This window comes from Kitasatospora sp. NPDC001660, from assembly GCF_053596725.1.
The window spans coordinates 130,485-146,995 of sequence record NZ_JBSFGU010000001.1 but is presented as its reverse complement, the minus strand read 5'-3'; the positions used below and the strand labels follow the sequence as shown (position 1 = coordinate 146,995).

The following is a 16,511-nucleotide window of genomic DNA, read 5'->3' as shown; positions in this document are numbered from 1 at the left end:
CGCCGTTCGGTAGATCCGGCTTCAAATCTCGAGCACGCGTTTCACACATCCCCCTCATTGGACGGCCCCGATGCTCTACATTGATTTTCGATCGCACGGTCGGACGCGAGGCGACCCGTGGTGATCCACAGGTCCGGCGCTGCGGACAGCCGGTGGTCGCGTCCCCGGCGGCAGACGTCGGGGTGATCGATTCTTGGCGCCCGAGAGGGGGCTTTGAGTGTGAAGAGCCACCGTCGACGGTCTCCCGCGCACCTCGGGACTCCGGCAGGACATGCGAACAGCCGGCGCCTGGGCGGGATGTTCGAGTAGCGCTGCAGTAGCCGGTTCGCCATTCGCGGGGGGGGGGGCGGGGCCTCCCGGAGGTAGGAACAGCGCGACACGGGAGGCGGGGCCTCCCGAGGGGAGGAATCAGGTGCGGGAGGCGTGAGCCTCCCGGGGGGAGGAACCGTGTGGAGCGAACACGTCGAACCCACTGGCGACCTGAAGGGGGCTGTGGAGCAGGGGGAAGGAGAATTAGTCGGCCCGTTTCTGCCGGCGCGGGGGCGTCCGAGGAACGGGAGAATCAGCCGGCCCGAGATCGACTGGGAGCAGCAGTACCGCCGTACTGTGATCATCAGCGATACCGTGGCCACCGCCTTCGTGGTCGCGGCGATAGGCGGCTTCTTCGGGGTCAGGGACGCGGCCAACTGGCACGAGAAATGGGGAATTCTCGCCTTCGGCACCGAGCTGCTGGTGCTGGGAGCGCTCGCGATGACCCGGTCGTGGGCTCCGGCCGTGCTCGGCCAGGGGGCCGAGGAATTCCGCCGGCTCGGACGCTCACTGTTCACGGCGGCCGTCGTACTCGCGCTCGGCGGGATCGCCCTCACTTCAAGCAACATCAAGCTCTGGATCTTCGTCGCGATCCCGGCGATCACGCTCATCACCATGACCGAGCGGTATCTGCTGCGCCTCTGGCTCCACAAGCAGCGGAACCACGGACGGTGCCTGCGCCCGGTGCTCGCCGCCGGGAGCCCGGCCACCGTGCGCGACCTGATCACCCGGACCCGCAAGTTCCCGCACCTCGGCTGGCGGGTGGAGGCGGTGTGCACGCCGTACTCGCTCGGTCCGGACGGTGACCGACTGGACGGAGTGCCGGTCGTCGGCCGGCTGACGGACGTCGCCAACCACGTCCGCCGCGACGGCTACCGGGTCGTCGCGATCACACCGGACCCGTACTGGTCACCCGACCGGCTGCAGCGGCTGGCCTGGAACCTCGAAGGCGGCGATGCCGAGATGGTCGTGGCACCGGTGCTGATGGAGGTGGCCGGACCGCGGCTGCACGTCGACGCGGTGCTCGGGATCCCGATGCTGCGGGTCAGCATGCCGGCCTTCACCGGGGGGCGCCGGGCGGTCAAGGAGGTCGTCGACCGGCTGGGCGCGGCAGTCCTGCTGGTCCTGTTCGCGCCGCTGATGGTGCTCGTCGGGCTGCTCGTGCTGGTGGACAGCCGGGGCGGGGCGTTCTACCGGCAGCACAGGGTCGGCAAGGACGGCCGCGAGTTCACCCTGGTCAAGTTCCGCACCATGGTCGCCGGGGCTGACAGGGCACGTGCCGAACTGGCCGACCGCAACGAGGGCGCCGGCCTGCTGTTCAAGCTCCGCCGGGATCCACGGGTGACCCGGGTGGGAGCAGTGCTGCGCCGGTACTCGATCGACGAGCTCCCGCAGCTTCTCAACGTGCTCACCGGCTCGATGTCGCTCGTCGGTCCGCGGCCTCCGTTGCCGGAGGAGTCCGCCGCGTACGGCCCGGACATCCGGCGGCGGCTGCTCGTCAAGCCCGGGCTCACCGGCCTGTGGCAGATCAGCGGACGCAGCGACCTGCCGTGGGAGGAGGCGGTCCGGCTGGACCTTCGGTACGTGGAGGACTGGTCGCTCGCCCTGGACACGGTGATTTTGTGGAAGACCCTGCGCGCGGTGCTCCAGGGGCAGGGGGCGTACTGACGCGAGGGGGCGTCGTCCGATCGGCACGTGGATGGCCGGCCAGAAGGGCCTGCCTGAGGGGAGGAACGGGTCATGAGGGTCAGCGTCCTGGGGCTCGGCTACGTGGGCTGCGTGTCGGCCGCGTGCCTGGCCAGCCTGGGGCACGAGGTCATCGGGGTGGACGTCAACCAGGTGAAGGTCGACCTGGTCAACGACGGCAAGGCCCCGGTGGTCGAGGAGCGGATCGGCGAGCTCATCGCCGAGGTCGTGCGGACCGGAGCGCTGCGCGCCACCGGCGACGTCCGTGAGGCGATCATGGCCAGCGAGGTGTCGCTGGTCTGCGTGGGCACGCCGTCGGAGCCCAACGGCAGCCTGTGCACCACGTACCTGGAGCGGGTCACCGAGCAGATCGGTGCCGCGGTGGCCGAGCGGGGCGGGCGGCAGACCGTCGTGTTCCGCAGCACCATGCTCCCGGGCACCTGCCTGAACCTGCTGGTACCGATCCTGGAGAAGTACGCCGGCGGCACGGCCGGGGTGGACTTCGGGGTCGCCGTCAACCCGGAGTTCCTGCGCGAGGGGACGAGCGTGCGGGACTTCTTCGACCCGCCCAAGACCGTCATCGGCGAGCTCGACCCCGCGAGCGGCGACGTGGTCGCGGCGCTGTACGACGGACTGCCCGGCGAGGTGTTCCGGGTGCCGGTCCCGACGGCCGAGGCGATCAAGTACGCGGACAACGCGTTCCACGGCCTCAAGATCGGCTTCGCGAACGAGCTGGGCGCGGTGTGCCGGGCGCTCGGAGTGGACTCGCACCAGGTGGTGGACGTGTTCCTGGCCGACCGCAAGCTGAACATCAGCCCCGCCTACCTGCGGCCCGGCTTCGCCTTCGGCGGCTCCTGCCTGCCCAAGGACCTGCGCAGCCTGGTCCACGCGGCGCAGCGGGCCGACGTCTCGGTGCCCATCCTCTCCCACGTGCTGCCCTCCAACTCCGAACACCTGCAGCGCGCGGTGGAACTGGTCGAGCGCACCGGCAAGCGCCGGGTGGGCCTGTTCGGCCTGTCCTTCAAACCCGGCACCGACGACCTCCGCGAGAGCCCGCTCGTCGAGCTGGCGGAGAGGCTCTTCGGCAAGGGCTACGACCTGCGGATCTACGACCCCAACGTGAACCTCGCCCGGCTGCTCGGCGCGAACCGCGAGTACATCGAGACCAGGCTGCCGCACCTCGCGCAGCTGCTCGCGGAGTCCGTCGGCGAGGTGCTCGAACACGCTGAGGTGTGCGTGGTCGGGACCAAGGACCCGGCGGTGCTGTCGGCTTTGCCCCACGGCGACGGCCCGGTGATCGTCGACCTCGTCCGCCTTCCCGACGCCGAGGCGCGCCGGACCGGACCGGGGTACGTGGGCCTTGCCTGGTGACACGTCGTTCGATGACACGGTCGGCGGCGACGGGCGGGCCCGTCGCGCGCTGGTCCTGGTGGAGAACCTGTCGGTGCCGTTCGACCGGCGGGTGTGGCAGGAGTGCACGACGCTGCGCGACGCGGGCTGGACGGTGCACGTCATCTGTCCGCGGGGGAGCAAGCGGGACACGGAGCCGGAAGCGGAGATCGACGGGGTGCGGATCCACCGCTACCCGTTGCGCGCGGCCACCGGGGGGCCGGCCGGCTACCTGCGGGAGTACGGATCGGCGTTGTGGCACACGGCCCGGCTGGCCCGCAAGGTCGGCCCGGTCGACGTGGTCCACGCCTGCAACCCGCCCGACCTGCTGTTCCTGCCGGCACTGTGGCTGAAGCGGCGCGGCGCGCGGTTCGTCTTCGACCAGCACGACCTCGTACCCGAGCTGTACCTCTCCCGGTTCGACCGCGGCGAGGATCTGCTCTACCGCGCCGTGTGCGCGCTGGAACGGCTGACCTACCGGGCCGCGGACGTCGTGCTCGTCACGAACGAGAGCTACCGGGACGTCGCGCTGCGCCGTGGCGGTCGGCGGCCGGAGGACGTCTTCGTGGTGCGCAGCGCGCCCGACACCGACCGGTTCCAGCCGGTGCCGCCCGAGCCGGAGCTGAAGCGCGGCAAGCCCCATCTGCTGTGCTACCTCGGCGTCATGGGCCCGCAGGACGGCGTCGACTACGCCTTGCGGGCCCTCGCGAAACTGCGCGATGAGCTCGGGCGGACCGACTGGCACGCGGTGTTCGTCGGCGGGGGCGACACCTTCGACGCGATGGTGGAGCTGTCCCGGCGGCTCGGGCTCTCGGAGCAGGTGCAGTTCACCGGGCGGGTTCCGGACGCCGACCTGGTGCGCTACCTGTCCACCGCGGACGTTTGCCTCTCCCCGGACCCGCGCAATCCGCTCAACGACGTGTCGACCATGAACAAGGTCCTGGAGTACATGGTGGTGGGCCGGCCGATCGTCTCGTTCGACCTCCGGGAGGCGCGGGTCTCCGCCGGTGACGCCGCCGTCTACGCGCCCGCCAACGACGAGGCCGAGTTCGCCAAGCTCATCGCGCTGCTGATGGACGATCCGGAGAAGCGGGCCTGGATGGGCAAGCTCGGCCAGGAGCGGATCAGCGGGCCGCTCTCCTGGCGGAACTCCCAGCGATCGCTGCTCGCCGCCTACGCCGCCGCCTGCCGCCCGCTTGTGAAAGGCAGTCGGGCTCCGGTGTCGGCGGGCGGCACGGACCGGGCAGGGAGAAGGCCTCGCCGTTGAGCGACGAAACGATACGCCTGGTCACGGTCGGCCGGATCCTCCGTCGGCGCTGGCGGCTTCTCGCCGTCCTCGCCGTGGTGGGTGCGCTCGTCGGCTGCGGCGCCTCCCTGCTGTTTCCACCGCGCTACACGACGTCGGCATCGGTCCTGCTGCCGGGGGTGTGGCAGGACCGCGAGCTGCTGACCCAGGCGGAGATCGCGACCAGTTCGGTGGTGGTCGACCGCGCGGCCGCCACGCTCGGCTGGACCGGGGTCAGCGGCAGCGAGCTGCGGGACCGGGTGAGCGCCACGGCCGCGGACGGGAACATCATCAAGATCTCGGGTACGGCCGACACCCCGGAGCACGCACAGCAGCTCTCCGATCAGGTGGCCCATCAGTTCGTCGCGTTCGCCTCGCGGATCGCGGGCGACAGCACCGACCCCGAAGCGGCGCAGCCCGAGGCACTGCGCCAGCTGGTCCTCCAGGCCGGCCGCCGCATCAGCGACCTCGCCGCTGCGGCCGGTCCGGGGCAGACCGTGGAGAGCGTGCAGACCCGCACCGAGCTGGCGAATCTGCGCACCGCGCTGCAGGACGCCATCAAGAAGCTGGACCAGGTCGACCCGGCCGCCAACAAGGCCAACATGGTCGTCATGGGGTCGGCGCCCCGGCCGTCCGGCGAGGCACCGCCGACGAGGATCCAGCTCGTTGCCGCCGGGGCGCTGCTGTTCTTCCTGCTCGCGGTCGTCGGCCACCTCACCGCCGCCCGGACGAGCCGTCGGCTGCGCACCGAACCGGAGATCGCCGCGGCGCTGGGCTCGGCGTTCCTCGGCACCGTCGACGTCCCCGGCGACCGGTCCGCGCACCGGCCCGGGGGCCGTGGCCCGCGGACCCTGGTCCGCCGGCTGCTGGGCACGGACGTCCGGTGGGACCTGCCGACCCCGCGCGCCTGCGGCGACGAGGCCGGCCGGCAGCTCCGCCACCGGCGGGTGTGCGCCCGCCTTCGGGACCAACTGCCGTTCCCCCGGCGGCTGCTGGTCGTCGTCCCGGAGGGCGACGAGACGGCCCGCCGGGCCGCCGGGCAGCTCGTCGCCGAGGCAGCGGGCGATCCCGTGCTGCGGGCGGTGGACGTGTCGGTGTCCCGGCCGCTGCTTCCGGACCACGACGGCGAGTCCGGTGCCCTGGTCGTGCTCAGCGCGGGCACCTGGACCGCCGGGGAGCTCGCAGGCATCGCCGGGGCGTGCGCGGACGCCGGGCACGAGGTCGTCGGTGTCGTCGTCGCCGAGACGGTCCTGGACCGTCCGGCGCGCTCCGCCGACCGCCGGCCGGAGGGCGCCACGCCGGTGCTCGCGGTCGGCGACGACGCGAGGAGAGGTCCGCAGTGACGACGAGCACGACGCCGGAGCCGGCGGCCCCCGCCCCGCTGCTGGACCTGCAGTCGCTGGTGGTCGCGGTGCGCAGGCGCCGCCGCCTGTGGTGCGTCATGGCGCTGCTCGGGCTGCTGGCAGGCGCGGCGCTGGCCGTCCTGCGGCCGCCCGCGCCGAGCGCGACGGTCAAGGTGCTGGTCGCCCATCAGGCGGACCAGCCGAACGACCCCGGAACGCTGATCCGCACCGACGCCGCCCTGCTGCAGACCACGGGGATCGCCGGCAAGGCCCTGCAGTCCCTCGGGTCCTCGGAGAAGCCCGAGGACTTCATGCGGGACTACGGGGGCACCGGCCTGACCAACAACCTGCTGCAGATCAACGTGGCGGGCCACAGCGACGCGGAGGCGGTGGCCCGGGCCAAGGCGCTGGCCGACGCCTTCGTCGCGGACCACGTGCGGCGGATCCAGGAGGCCGCGGACGCCGAGGCCAAGGCCCTGCTCGACCAGCGCGACCGGCTGCGCGAGGAACTCGCCCAGGTCGACCAGGCGATCGGGGACGCCTCGCAGCGGAGCGACCCGAAGACGGCGGCGAGCCGGGAGTCGCTCGACGCCGGCCGGGCCGAACTCGCCTCGCGGATCACCGACTTCAGCCAGCGCGCCGCCGAGGCGAGCGTCGGCACGCCCCGGCTCGTCGCCGGCACGCAGATCGTGGACGCGCCCCGGGCCGTGCGGCAGTCGCTGCCCAAGGACGCCGCCACCGACGCGGCGATCGGGCTCGTCCTCGGCCTGGTCCTCGGGCTCGCGGTCGCCGCGGTCGGCGCGGTGGTGGCGGACCGCCCCGTGCTGCGCCGGGAGATCGCGGCGAACCTCGGCGCCTCGGTCATCGCGGAGCTGCGCGGCGTGCCCCGCAGGTCGGGCGGACGGTGGCAGCGCCGGCGGACCCGGACGGCCCGGACCCGGCTCACCGCGACCCTGGCCCGCAGCGTGCGCGGCTCCGCGGAAGCGGTGTCGCTGCTCGAACTGGGCTGTGCGCGCAGCACGAGCGCGATCGCCCTGGACCTCGCCGGTGCGCTGGCGGCGGAGGAGGAGGGGCCGTGGGTCGTCGTCGACGGCCTGCCCGGCCCGCAGCTCGCCAAGCGCCGCGCCAGGCCGGGGGATCCGACCGTCGTCGTCGGCGGCCGCACCGGGGCCGCGCCGCCCCGGGAGCGCCGGCTCGGCGTCGGGTCGGTGGCACCCGGCACGGCGTGGACCGACCTCCAGTACCTCGGCACGCGGACCGTGCTCGTCGTGCGTGCCGGGCACGGCAGTGCCGCATGGCTGCACACCGTGGCGCGGCAGCTCGCGGACCAGGGCATCCCGGTGATCGGGGTGGTGCTGATCGACCCCGACCCGCGGGACCGGACCGACGGCACGCTGTGGGACGGGCCGCACGCCGCGCCGCGCGGCCGGAACGCGCGCCCGCCCCGGCGCAACGGGACGGGCGGGCGGCGGACGGAACGACGACAGAGGTGGACCGCACGGGTCCCGGACAGCGACCAGGAGGCGAGGTAGGACATGTGTGGCATCGCGGGCACGTACCGATGGCCGGACGGGAAGGTCGTGACCGACCTGCTCACCGACACCCTCGCCCACCGCGGTCCGGACGGGGCGGGCCGGTACGGCCACCCCGTCGGTGACGGCGAAGTGCACCTGGGGCACCGCCGGCTGGCCATCGTCGACCTGTCCGAGACCGGCGCCCAGCCGATGGTCTCGGACGGCCTCGTCCTCACGTACAACGGCGAGCTGTACAACGCGCCCGAGCTGCGCGCCGAACTGGCGGCCGCCGGGGTGCGCTTCCGTGGTACCTCCGACACCGAGGTGCTGCTGGAGGCCTGGCGGCGCTGGGGCACGGACTGCCTGCCCCGATTGCGCGGCATGTTCGCGTTCGGGATCTTCGACGAGCGGACCGGTGACCTGGTGCTCGCCCGCGACCAACTCGGCATCAAGCCGCTGTTCCTGGTCCGGCGCGGTGAGGGCCTGGTGTTCGCCTCCGAGCTCAAGGCGCTGGCCGCCGCCACCGGCGGGTCGCTGCAGGTGGACGACGCGGCGCTGGTGGCCTCACTGCTGTACTACTGGGTGCCGGACTCGCGGTGCGCGTTCCGCGAGGCGGAGAAGCTGCCGCCGGGGAGCTGGCTCCGGTGCCGGCCCGACGGCCGGGTGGAGCGCGGCCGCTTCTGGCACCTGCGGGACGTCGCCGCCGAGGGCCGGGAGCGGGCCCGGGCCGGCGAGGTGCCGGATCTCGCCGCCATCGTCGAGGAGTCGACCCGTCGCCACCTGCTCTCCGACGTACCCGTGGCGACCTTCCTCTCCGGCGGGCTGGACTCCAGCTACCTGACCGCCCTGGCGGCCCGCGACCAACCGGGCATCTCCGCCTACACGATCGGGTTCCGGGCGGAGGACGCCAGGTTCGAGGCGATGCCGGACGACCTCCGCTACGCCCGGCGGGTGGCCGAGCAGTTCGGCGTCGACCTGCACGAGATCGAGATCGCTCCGGACGTGCTCGACCTGCTGCCGCGCATGACGTACCACCTGGACGAGCCGATCGGCGACCCCGCCGCGATCAACACCTTCCTGATCTGCTCGGCCGCCCGGGAGGCCGGGGTCAAGGTGATGCTCTCGGGGATGGGTGCCGACGAGCTGTTCGCCGGCTACCGCAAGCACCTGGCCAACCGGCTCGCGCTGCGCTACCAGCGCATCCCGCGGCCCCTGCGGCGCGGCCTGGCCGCGACCGTGGACCGGCTGCCGGTCGCCACGGCCAGCCGGGGGTTGCGGTCGGTGCGGTTCGCGAAGCGGTTCCTCTCCTTCGCCGACCTGCCCGAGGAGACCGCGTTCCGGCGCAGTTACACCATGTACGACCGGGACGAACTGCTCGCCCTGGTCAATCCGGACCTGGCCGGGACCGTCGAGGACGTGCTGACCGAGCACGCGGACGTCTACCAGGACAACGACCTCGACGACTTCGTCAACCGCATGTGCCTGGGCGACGCCCGGATGTTCCTGCCGGGCCTGAACCTCGCGTACACGGACCGGTCGAGCATGGCCGCGTCGACCGAGGTGCGGGTGCCGTACGTGGACGTCGAGGTGGTCAGGGCGGCGTTCGCCGTGCCCGGCGATCGCAAGATCGTCGGACGACAGGGCAAGGCCGTCCTCAAGGAGGCGGCCACCTCGATCCTGCCCCGGGAGATCGTGTACCGGCCCAAGGGCCTGTTCAGCGCCCCGCTGCGCGCCTGGATGAGCCGGGACCTGGCACCGCTGGTGCGCGAGGTGGTGAACGACGGCGTGCTCGTGAGTTCCGGGTTCCTGCGCCGCGACGCGCTGGCGCGGCTCGTCGCCGCGGACGCCGCCGGGCAGCAGGACTTCTCCAAGCATCTGTGGCACGTGCTGACCCTCGAGTACTGGTACCGCGGCGCGACCTCCGGCTCCGGCCACAGCGCTCACTTGACGGCGTAGGGCTCACTCGACGGCTTAGGAACAAGGGGACTTCCGGTGAAACAGGTTGTGCAGAACTACAAGAGCGGCGAGCTGTCGGTGCTCGACGTGCCGGTGCCGGGATGCAAGCCGGGCGGTGTGCTGGTCCGCAGCGCCTTCTCGCTGATATCCACCGGGACCGAGCTCATGAAGGTGTCCGAGGCCGGCATGTCGATGCTGGGCAAGGCCCGCTCCCGCCCGGACCAGGTGGCCAAGGTCATGCAGAGCGTGGCCACCAACGGGCTGCCCGCCACCTACCGCAAGGTGATGGGCAAGCTGGACTCCTACACGCCGCTGGGCTACTCGCTGTGCGGGGTGGTCGAACAGGTCGGCGCCGGGATCGACGATGTGAAGGTCGGCGACCTGGTGGCCTGCGCCGGAAACGAGCACGCGCTGCACGCCGAACTGAACTGGGTGCCGAAGAACCTCTACACCCCGGTGCCGGACGGCCTCGCGCCCCGGCACGCGGCCTTCGGCACCGTCGGGTCGATCGCTCTGCAGGGCGTCCGCCAGGGGGAGCCGCAGCTCGGCGAGGTGGCGCTGGTCATCGGCCTCGGGCTGATCGGGCAGCTGGTGGTGCAGCTCCTCGCCGCCGCGGGCGTCCGCGTGGTCGGGGCCGACCCCGACCCGGTGCGCTGCGAACTCGCGGCGCGCCTGGGCGCCGTGGCCTGCGGCGATCCCGGGTCCGCGGCCGTGGAGACCGCCGTCGCCGAGCTGACCGACGGTCACGGCGTGGACCAGGTGTACCTGGCCGCCGGCGGCGGCAGCAACCAACCCGTCGAGCTGGCCGCCCACTTGAGCCGGGACCGCGGCCGGGTGATCGACATCGGCAAGTGCCGGCTGGACCTGCCGTGGAACGCGTACTACGAGAAGGAGCTCGACGTCCGGTTCTCCCGCTCGTACGGCCCCGGGCGCTACGACCCGGAGTACGAGCTGGAGGGGCGGGACTACCCGATCGGCTACGTGCGCTGGACCGAGCGCCGCAACCTGGCCTGCTTCCTCGACCTCGCCGTCCGCGACCGCGTCGACGTGGAGCCGTTGATCTCCCACATCGCCGACTTCGACGACGCCGTCGAGACGTACCGGCGCCTGAAGGACGGCGAGTTGAAGGCCGTGGCCGTGCTGTTCCGCTACCCCGGGGCCGAAGGGGAGCGCCAGGCGCAGGCCCCGGCGGTGGCGGTGCCCGCGGTGCGCCTCGGCGGCAAGGCGCCCGCCCCGGCCCGGGCGACCAACGCGCCGGTGCGGCTGGCGTTCGTCGGCGCGGGGAACTACGCGACGTCGATGCTGCTGCCGCACCTGGCCCAGCGCGAGGGTGTCGCCCTGTCCACGGTCGTCACCACGACGGCGCTGTCCGCGGCCAACGCCCAGCGCAAGTTCGGCTTCGCCCAGGCGACCACCGACCTCGACGCCGTGCTCGGCGACACGTCCATCGACGCGGTGTTCGTGGTCACCCGGCACAGCTCGCACGCCGAACTGACCCGGCGGGCCCTGCTGGCCGGCAAGACGGTGTTCGTGGAGAAGCCCCTGGCCCTCACCGAGGACGAACTGGCCGGCGTGCTCGCGGCGGTGGAGGAGTCCGGCAACGACCGGCTGCAGGTGGGCTTCAACCGCCGGTTCGCGCCGCTGCTGCGGGAGGCCAGGGCCCGGTTCGGCGCCCGGACCGGTCCGGCGAGCCTGCGCTACCTGGTCAACGCGGGCCGGCTGCAGCACGGCAGCTGGTACCTCCAGCAGGGCACCGAGGGCTCGCGGTTCGTCGGCGAGGGCGGACACTTCATCGACACGGCGAGCTGGCTGCTGGGGGCCGACCCGGTCTCGGTGTACGCCGTCGCCGCGTCCGGCAACGAGGACCTGCAGGTCGTGCTGCGCTACCCGGACGGCTCCACCGCCACCCTCAGCTACGTCACCACCGGCGCATCCGGCTTCCCCAAGGAGACGCTGGACCTCGTCGCGGACGGCAAGGTGCTGAAGCTCGACGACTTCGTCCGCGCCTCGGTGCATTTCGAAAGCACAGCCGGCCGCAAGCGGTGGGTGAGTTCGCGGCTGCCCAAGGCCCGGGACAAGGGCCAGTCCGCCGAACTGGCCGCGTTCGTCAAGGCCGTGCGGACCGGGGGGCCGATGCCGGTGCCGCTGGAGTCGCTGGTCGCCACCACGGCGGCCACCCTCGCCGTGCCGGCCGGCCTGGCCGGCGGCGCGCCGGTGACGTTGGCGAGGACGCGATGACCATGAGCGCGGGCTGGTACCTGCGGCGGCTGTCCCGGATGGGACCGCGGGAGGTCGGCGGCCGGGTGGGCGACGCGGTGCGCAGGCGGCGGTGGCGGTCGGCGCCGCCGCACTGCCCGAGCGTGACCGGCGCCCGGTTCACCGCCGTCCTGCCCGCCGGGGCGATCGCCGCAGTGCCGCCGGACGCCGCGAAACGTCTCGTCGCCGAGGCGGACCGGCTGATGGACGGGCACGCCGGGTTCTTCGGGGTGGACCGCGACGACCTGGCCGCCCCGGACTGGTGGCGCGACCCGAAGACCGGGCGCCGGGCCCCGTCCGGTTACGCCTTCGACGTGCCGTACCGGGACGAGGACGCGGTCGGGGACATCAAGCAGATCTGGGAGCCGTCCCGGCACCAGTACCTGACCGTGCTCGCCGCCGCCTACGCGATCACCGGGAACGGGCGGTACGCCGAGCGCGTGGCCGAGCACCTGCGGTCGTGGTGGGCGGCCAACCCACCGCTGCGCGGCGTGCACTGGATCAGCGGCATCGAGCTGGGCATCCGGCTGCTGTCCTGGGTGTGGATCCGCCGGCTGCTCGACGGCTGGCCGGGCGCGGCCGGGCTGTTCGAGGGCAACCCGGTGGCGCTGAACCAGATCTGGCACCACCAGCGCTGGCTGGCCGCCTTCCCCAGCCGGGGCTCCTCGGCGAACAACCACGTCATCGCCGAGGCCGCCGGGCAGTTCGCCGCGGCCTGCGCGTTCGGGTGGTTCCCCTCCTCGGCGCGTTGGCGATCCGGCGCGCTGCGGTCGCTGGAACGGCACCTGCGCGGCAACACCTTCCCCTCCGGCCTCAACCGCGAGCTGGCCACCGAGTACCACGGACTCGTCCTGGAACTCGGCCTGGCCGCGGTGGCCGAGGCGGATGCCGCCGCCGTGCCGGTCCCCGCGACCGTCCGGCTGGTACTGCTGCGGATGACCGACGCGCTCGCGGCCGTCGTGGACAACCGGCTGCGGCCGCCGCGCCAGGGGGACGCGGACGACGGTCACGGTCTGGTCGTGGACGGTGCGGGCACCGACCGCTGGGCCTCACTGCTGGCCACCGGGGACGCCGTGTTCGGCCGGCTCGCCTGGTGGCCGGCGGTGACCGGCAGCGATGTGCGCACCCCGCTGCTGGCCGCGCTGGTCCGGCCGTACGGGCGGACCGGAAGCACACCGGCCGTGACCCGCCCGGCGGCCCGGCCGGTCCACTTCCCGGACGCGGGCATGACCGTGCTGCGCGGTCCGGGGGAGATCTGGTGCCGCTGCGACGGCGGTCCGCACGGGTTCCTGGCCATCGCCGCGCACGCCCACGCGGACGCGCTGTCCGTGGAGGTCCGGCACGACGGGGTCGACGTGCTCGCGGACCCGGGGACGTTCTGTTACCACGGGCAGCCCGAGTGGCGGAGGTACTTCCGGTCGACCCTGGGCCACAACACCCTGGAGCTGGACGGCGGTGACCAGTCCGCCTCCGGCGGCCCGTTCCTGTGGACCCGGCACGCCCGCAGCCGCGTCCTGGTCGCGGACACGTCCAACGGGAGCGTGGCCCGCTGGTGCGCCGAGCACGACGGCTACCGGAACTCGGTGCACCGTCGCCGCGTGGAGCTGACCGCCGCGAGTCAGGAGCTGCGGGTGGTCGACGAGGTGCGCGGCCCGCGCCGGGCCGTGCGCCTGGCGTTCCACCTCGGCCCGGAGGTCGCCGCGGACCTGACGGGGAACCGGGCCGTGCTGACCTGGACCCGGGACGGCGAGGACCGCTCCGCGGTGCTCGACCTGCCCGGGCAGCTGTCCTGGCGGGCACACCGTGGCGAGACCGACCCGCCGCTGGGCTGGTACTCCGCCGGCTTCGGCCGCAAGGAACCCGCCACCACGCTGGTCGGCACCGGCTTCGCCGACGGCGCGCAGGGGTTCACCACCGTCCTCAGGTTCCGCGGCTAGGGGGGCGGGTGGGGATCAAGAGGTGGCGCCGGGGAGCGTCGGCGTCGGCGGCGCTGACGCTGGCCCTGCTGATGGCGACCGGCTGTACGAGCACGTCGGACGCTCCGGCGGAGCCGACCGCCACGCCGTCCGGGTCCGTGGCCCAGGTGTGCGCCGAACCCGAGGCCGGGCCGGTGACCGCGCCGGCGGGCGCGGTCACGGTCGACCCCGCGGTGGTCGGCGACCTGGCGGCGAAGACCAGGAGCAGCCCCCCGAACACCACGTTCTGGCTCCAACCGGGGACGCACAGCCTCGAAGCGGACCGGTACGCCCAGGTCGTCCCCAAGGAGGGGGACAGCTACCTCGGCGCGCCGGGCGCGGTGCTCGACGGCCGGAAGACCAACCAGTACGCGTTCGGCGGCAGCGCCGGCAACGTCACCATCCGCTACCTGACCGTGCAGGGTTTCGTCGCGCCGCAGAACGAGGGCGTGGTCAACCACGACTCGGCCGACGGGTGGGTGATCGAGCACGCGACGATCCAGAACAACTCCGGCGCCGGGCTGATGGCCGGTGCCCGCCAGCAGGTCCGCGCCAGCTGCCTGCGCGGCAACGGCCAGTACGGCATGAACGCGTACAAGGCTGGCGCCCCCGTCGGCGGTCTGGTGGTCGAGGGCAACGAGATCGCGGCCAACGACACGGACGAGTGGGAGCGGCGCCAGCCGGGCTGCGGCTGCACCGGAGGCGTCAAGTTCTGGGCCGTCAACGGCGCCGACGTACGCGGCAACTGGGTGCACGACAACCGCGGAACCGGGTTGTGGGCGGACACCAACAACAACGACTTCCGCATCGAGGACAACGTGCTGGAGGCCAACGACGGTGCCGCGCTGATCTACGAGACCAGCTACAACGCGGTCATCCGGAACAACACCATCCGGCGGAACGACGTGGTCGAGGGCCGCAGGTCCGCCGACCGCGGCGACAATTTCCCGTTCGCGACCGTCTACCTGTCCGAGTCCGGCGGCGAACCGCGGATCCCGGCCCGCACGGACAAGATCGAGATCTACGGGAACGTGCTGGAGGACAACTGGTCCGGGATCACCCTGTGGGAGAACGCCGACCGGTTCTGCAACAGCCCGGCCAACACCTCGTCCGGTGACTGCACCCTGCTGGTGAAGAACACCGACCGCTGCGCCCAGCCGACGATCGCCACCGCACCGCTCTACGCCGACTGCCGGTGGAAGACCCAGCGGGTGGACATCCACGGCAACCGCTTCGTGCTGCACGCGTCCGTCGTCGGGTGCACGGTGAAGTGCGGCCGCATGGCGGTGCTGGCCAACTACGGCACCTATCCGGACTGGTCGCCGTACAAGGGTGAACCGGTGGCCGAGGCGATCACCGGCAAGCAGCAGAACCGCTGGCACGACAACGCCTACCTCGGACCATGGAGCTTCGTCGCCCACGACCCGAGCCGGACGCTCGACTTCGGGCAGTGGCAGGGCGCGCCGTACCAGCAGGACACGGGCAGCACCTTCCAGCCACAGGCCGGTGGTTGAGGTGGGCCGGGATCTGACCTACGACAAGCCGCCGGGCGGACCGGACACCGCGGGCACGCAGCGAGGCGCCGAACCGTGCCCCGCCGGCCCACCGAAGACCGTCGAGCTGGTCTGGGGGCTGCTGATCCTCAACACGCTCGGCTCCGCCGGGGCGCAGACCGTCATCCCGCTGCCCCGCTCCCTCATCCAGATGGTCACCATGGGCGCGCTGGTCTCCGCGTTCGCACTGGCGCTCGCCCTCAACCTCCGGCTGCGCATCCGGGCCAGCGCCCACCTCTTCCTGCTCACCCTGCTGCTGGTGCTGAGCGTGATCTCCAGCGCGAACCTGGAGTCCGGGTTCGGCGCGCTGTTCCGCTGCGCCCGGCTGGCGCTCTTCGTCGGCACGCTCTGGCTGCTCAGCCGCTGGTGGGACGGCAGCCAGACGTTCGTCCGGTACCACATCCGGATGTACGTCGCGGTGCTCGCGTCGGTGGCCGCCGGCCTGGTCGTCTCACCGGGCGCGGCCATGCCCGAGCTCTACGGCGGGCGACTGGTCGGCGCGCTGTGGCCGCTCACCCCGCCGCAGATCGGACAGTACGCCGCGGTGATCATCGGGCTCACCGTGCTGCTCCTCCTGGATCGTCGGACCACCAGGGCCGGCGCGGCGGCGATCATCGTGCCGTCACTCGTCCTGCTCGCGCTGACCCACACCCGGACGGCCACGCTCGGCCTGATCATCGGCTTGGCGTTGGCGGTCGGCTCGCTCGTCCTGACCAGCGCCGCCGCCCGCCGGTTCTTCGCCTGGGCGGTGCTGTGCGCCACCGTGGCCGCGGTGGGCCTGAGTTCGCTGCTCCAGGCGTGGTTCCTGCGCGGACAGAGCCAGGAGAACTTCTCCAACCTCACCGGTCGGGCCAAGGTCTGGGACGCCCTGCTGGCAGCGCCCCGGACGACCGCGGAGCAGCTGTTCGGCAGGGGCCTGGGCGACAAGTCGTTCGGCGGGCTGCCGATCGACAACAGCTGGCTGGCCGTCTACAACGAACAGGGGCTGACCGGCGTCGCCATCGTGGCGGCGATCGTCATCGTGCTGGGCGGCGTCGCGTTGCTGCGGCCACCGTCGCTGTCGAGGGCCGGCGCGATCTTCCTGATCAGCTACTGCGCGATCGCGTCGTACACCGAGGCCGGGCTGGGCGACGCCTCGCCGTACCTGCTGCATCTGACCGTGGCCGCCTCGCTGTTGGCGGCACCTGCCGCGGCCGCTCCCCTCCCGTCGCCCGAAGTCCCCCGACGACGCACACCGCAATGGGCCCAGAGATAGGAGGGAACTT

10 protein-coding genes are annotated in these 16,511 nt (G+C 72.8%); all 10 read left to right on the top strand.

Translation table 11 applies throughout. From position 1 onward, the window contains the following. Positions 1–492: 492 nt before the first annotated feature. Positions 493–1,977 carry a sugar transferase gene (locus ACWCXH_RS00635; RefSeq protein WP_449799354.1) on the top strand — a complete coding sequence of 495 codons (1,485 nt, stop codon included), beginning with the start codon at positions 493–495 and terminating at the stop codon, positions 1,975–1,977. Positions 1,978–2,049: 72 nt separating this feature from the next. Continuing rightward, entirely contained in the window at positions 2,050–3,366 is a 1,317-nt protein-coding gene (locus tag ACWCXH_RS00630; protein WP_449799106.1) for a nucleotide sugar dehydrogenase, read from the top strand. After that, a complete protein-coding gene (locus ACWCXH_RS00625) occupies positions 3,356–4,651 on the top strand; it encodes a glycosyltransferase family 4 protein (RefSeq protein ID WP_449799105.1) in 1,296 nt (431 codons plus the stop codon). Before ACWCXH_RS00630 ends, ACWCXH_RS00625 begins: the two co-directional genes overlap by 11 nt. Continuing rightward, positions 4,648–6,012 (top strand): Wzz/FepE/Etk N-terminal domain-containing protein, encoded by a 1,365-nt coding sequence (locus ACWCXH_RS00620; protein WP_449799104.1) that lies wholly within the window; start codon positions 4,648–4,650, stop codon positions 6,010–6,012. Before ACWCXH_RS00625 ends, ACWCXH_RS00620 begins: the two co-directional genes overlap by 4 nt. Then, positions 6,009–7,544, top strand: a complete 1,536-nt coding sequence (locus ACWCXH_RS00615) for a Wzz/FepE/Etk N-terminal domain-containing protein (RefSeq protein ID WP_449799103.1) — start codon at positions 6,009–6,011, stop codon at positions 7,542–7,544. Before ACWCXH_RS00620 ends, ACWCXH_RS00615 begins: the two co-directional genes overlap by 4 nt. A 3-nt stretch (positions 7,545–7,547) precedes the next feature. Then, positions 7,548–9,482: an asparagine synthase (glutamine-hydrolyzing) gene (gene asnB / locus ACWCXH_RS00610; protein ID WP_449799102.1), complete on the top strand. Its 1,935-nt coding sequence runs from the start codon at positions 7,548–7,550 to the stop codon at positions 9,480–9,482. 36 nt (positions 9,483–9,518) lie between these two features. Further along, positions 9,519–11,720: a bi-domain-containing oxidoreductase gene (locus ACWCXH_RS00605; RefSeq protein WP_449799101.1), complete on the top strand. Its 2,202-nt coding sequence runs from the start codon at positions 9,519–9,521 to the stop codon at positions 11,718–11,720. After that, on the top strand, positions 11,717–13,675 hold the full coding sequence (locus tag ACWCXH_RS00600) for an alginate lyase family protein (RefSeq protein WP_449799100.1): 1,959 nt from the start codon (positions 11,717–11,719) through the stop codon (positions 13,673–13,675). Before ACWCXH_RS00605 ends, ACWCXH_RS00600 begins: the two co-directional genes overlap by 4 nt. 8 nt (positions 13,676–13,683) lie before the next feature. Further along, complete coding sequence (locus tag ACWCXH_RS00595; protein WP_449799099.1) at positions 13,684–15,207, top strand: right-handed parallel beta-helix repeat-containing protein; 1,524 nt, start codon at positions 13,684–13,686, stop codon at positions 15,205–15,207. Further along, the gene (locus tag ACWCXH_RS00590) at positions 15,200–16,501 is read left to right on the top strand and encodes an O-antigen ligase domain-containing protein (RefSeq protein ID WP_449799098.1); all 1,302 of its coding nucleotides are present in this window, start codon (positions 15,200–15,202) and stop codon (positions 16,499–16,501) included. The genes ACWCXH_RS00595 and ACWCXH_RS00590 overlap by 8 nt, the downstream gene beginning before the upstream one ends. The last annotated feature ends 10 nt before the right edge of the window (positions 16,502–16,511 follow it).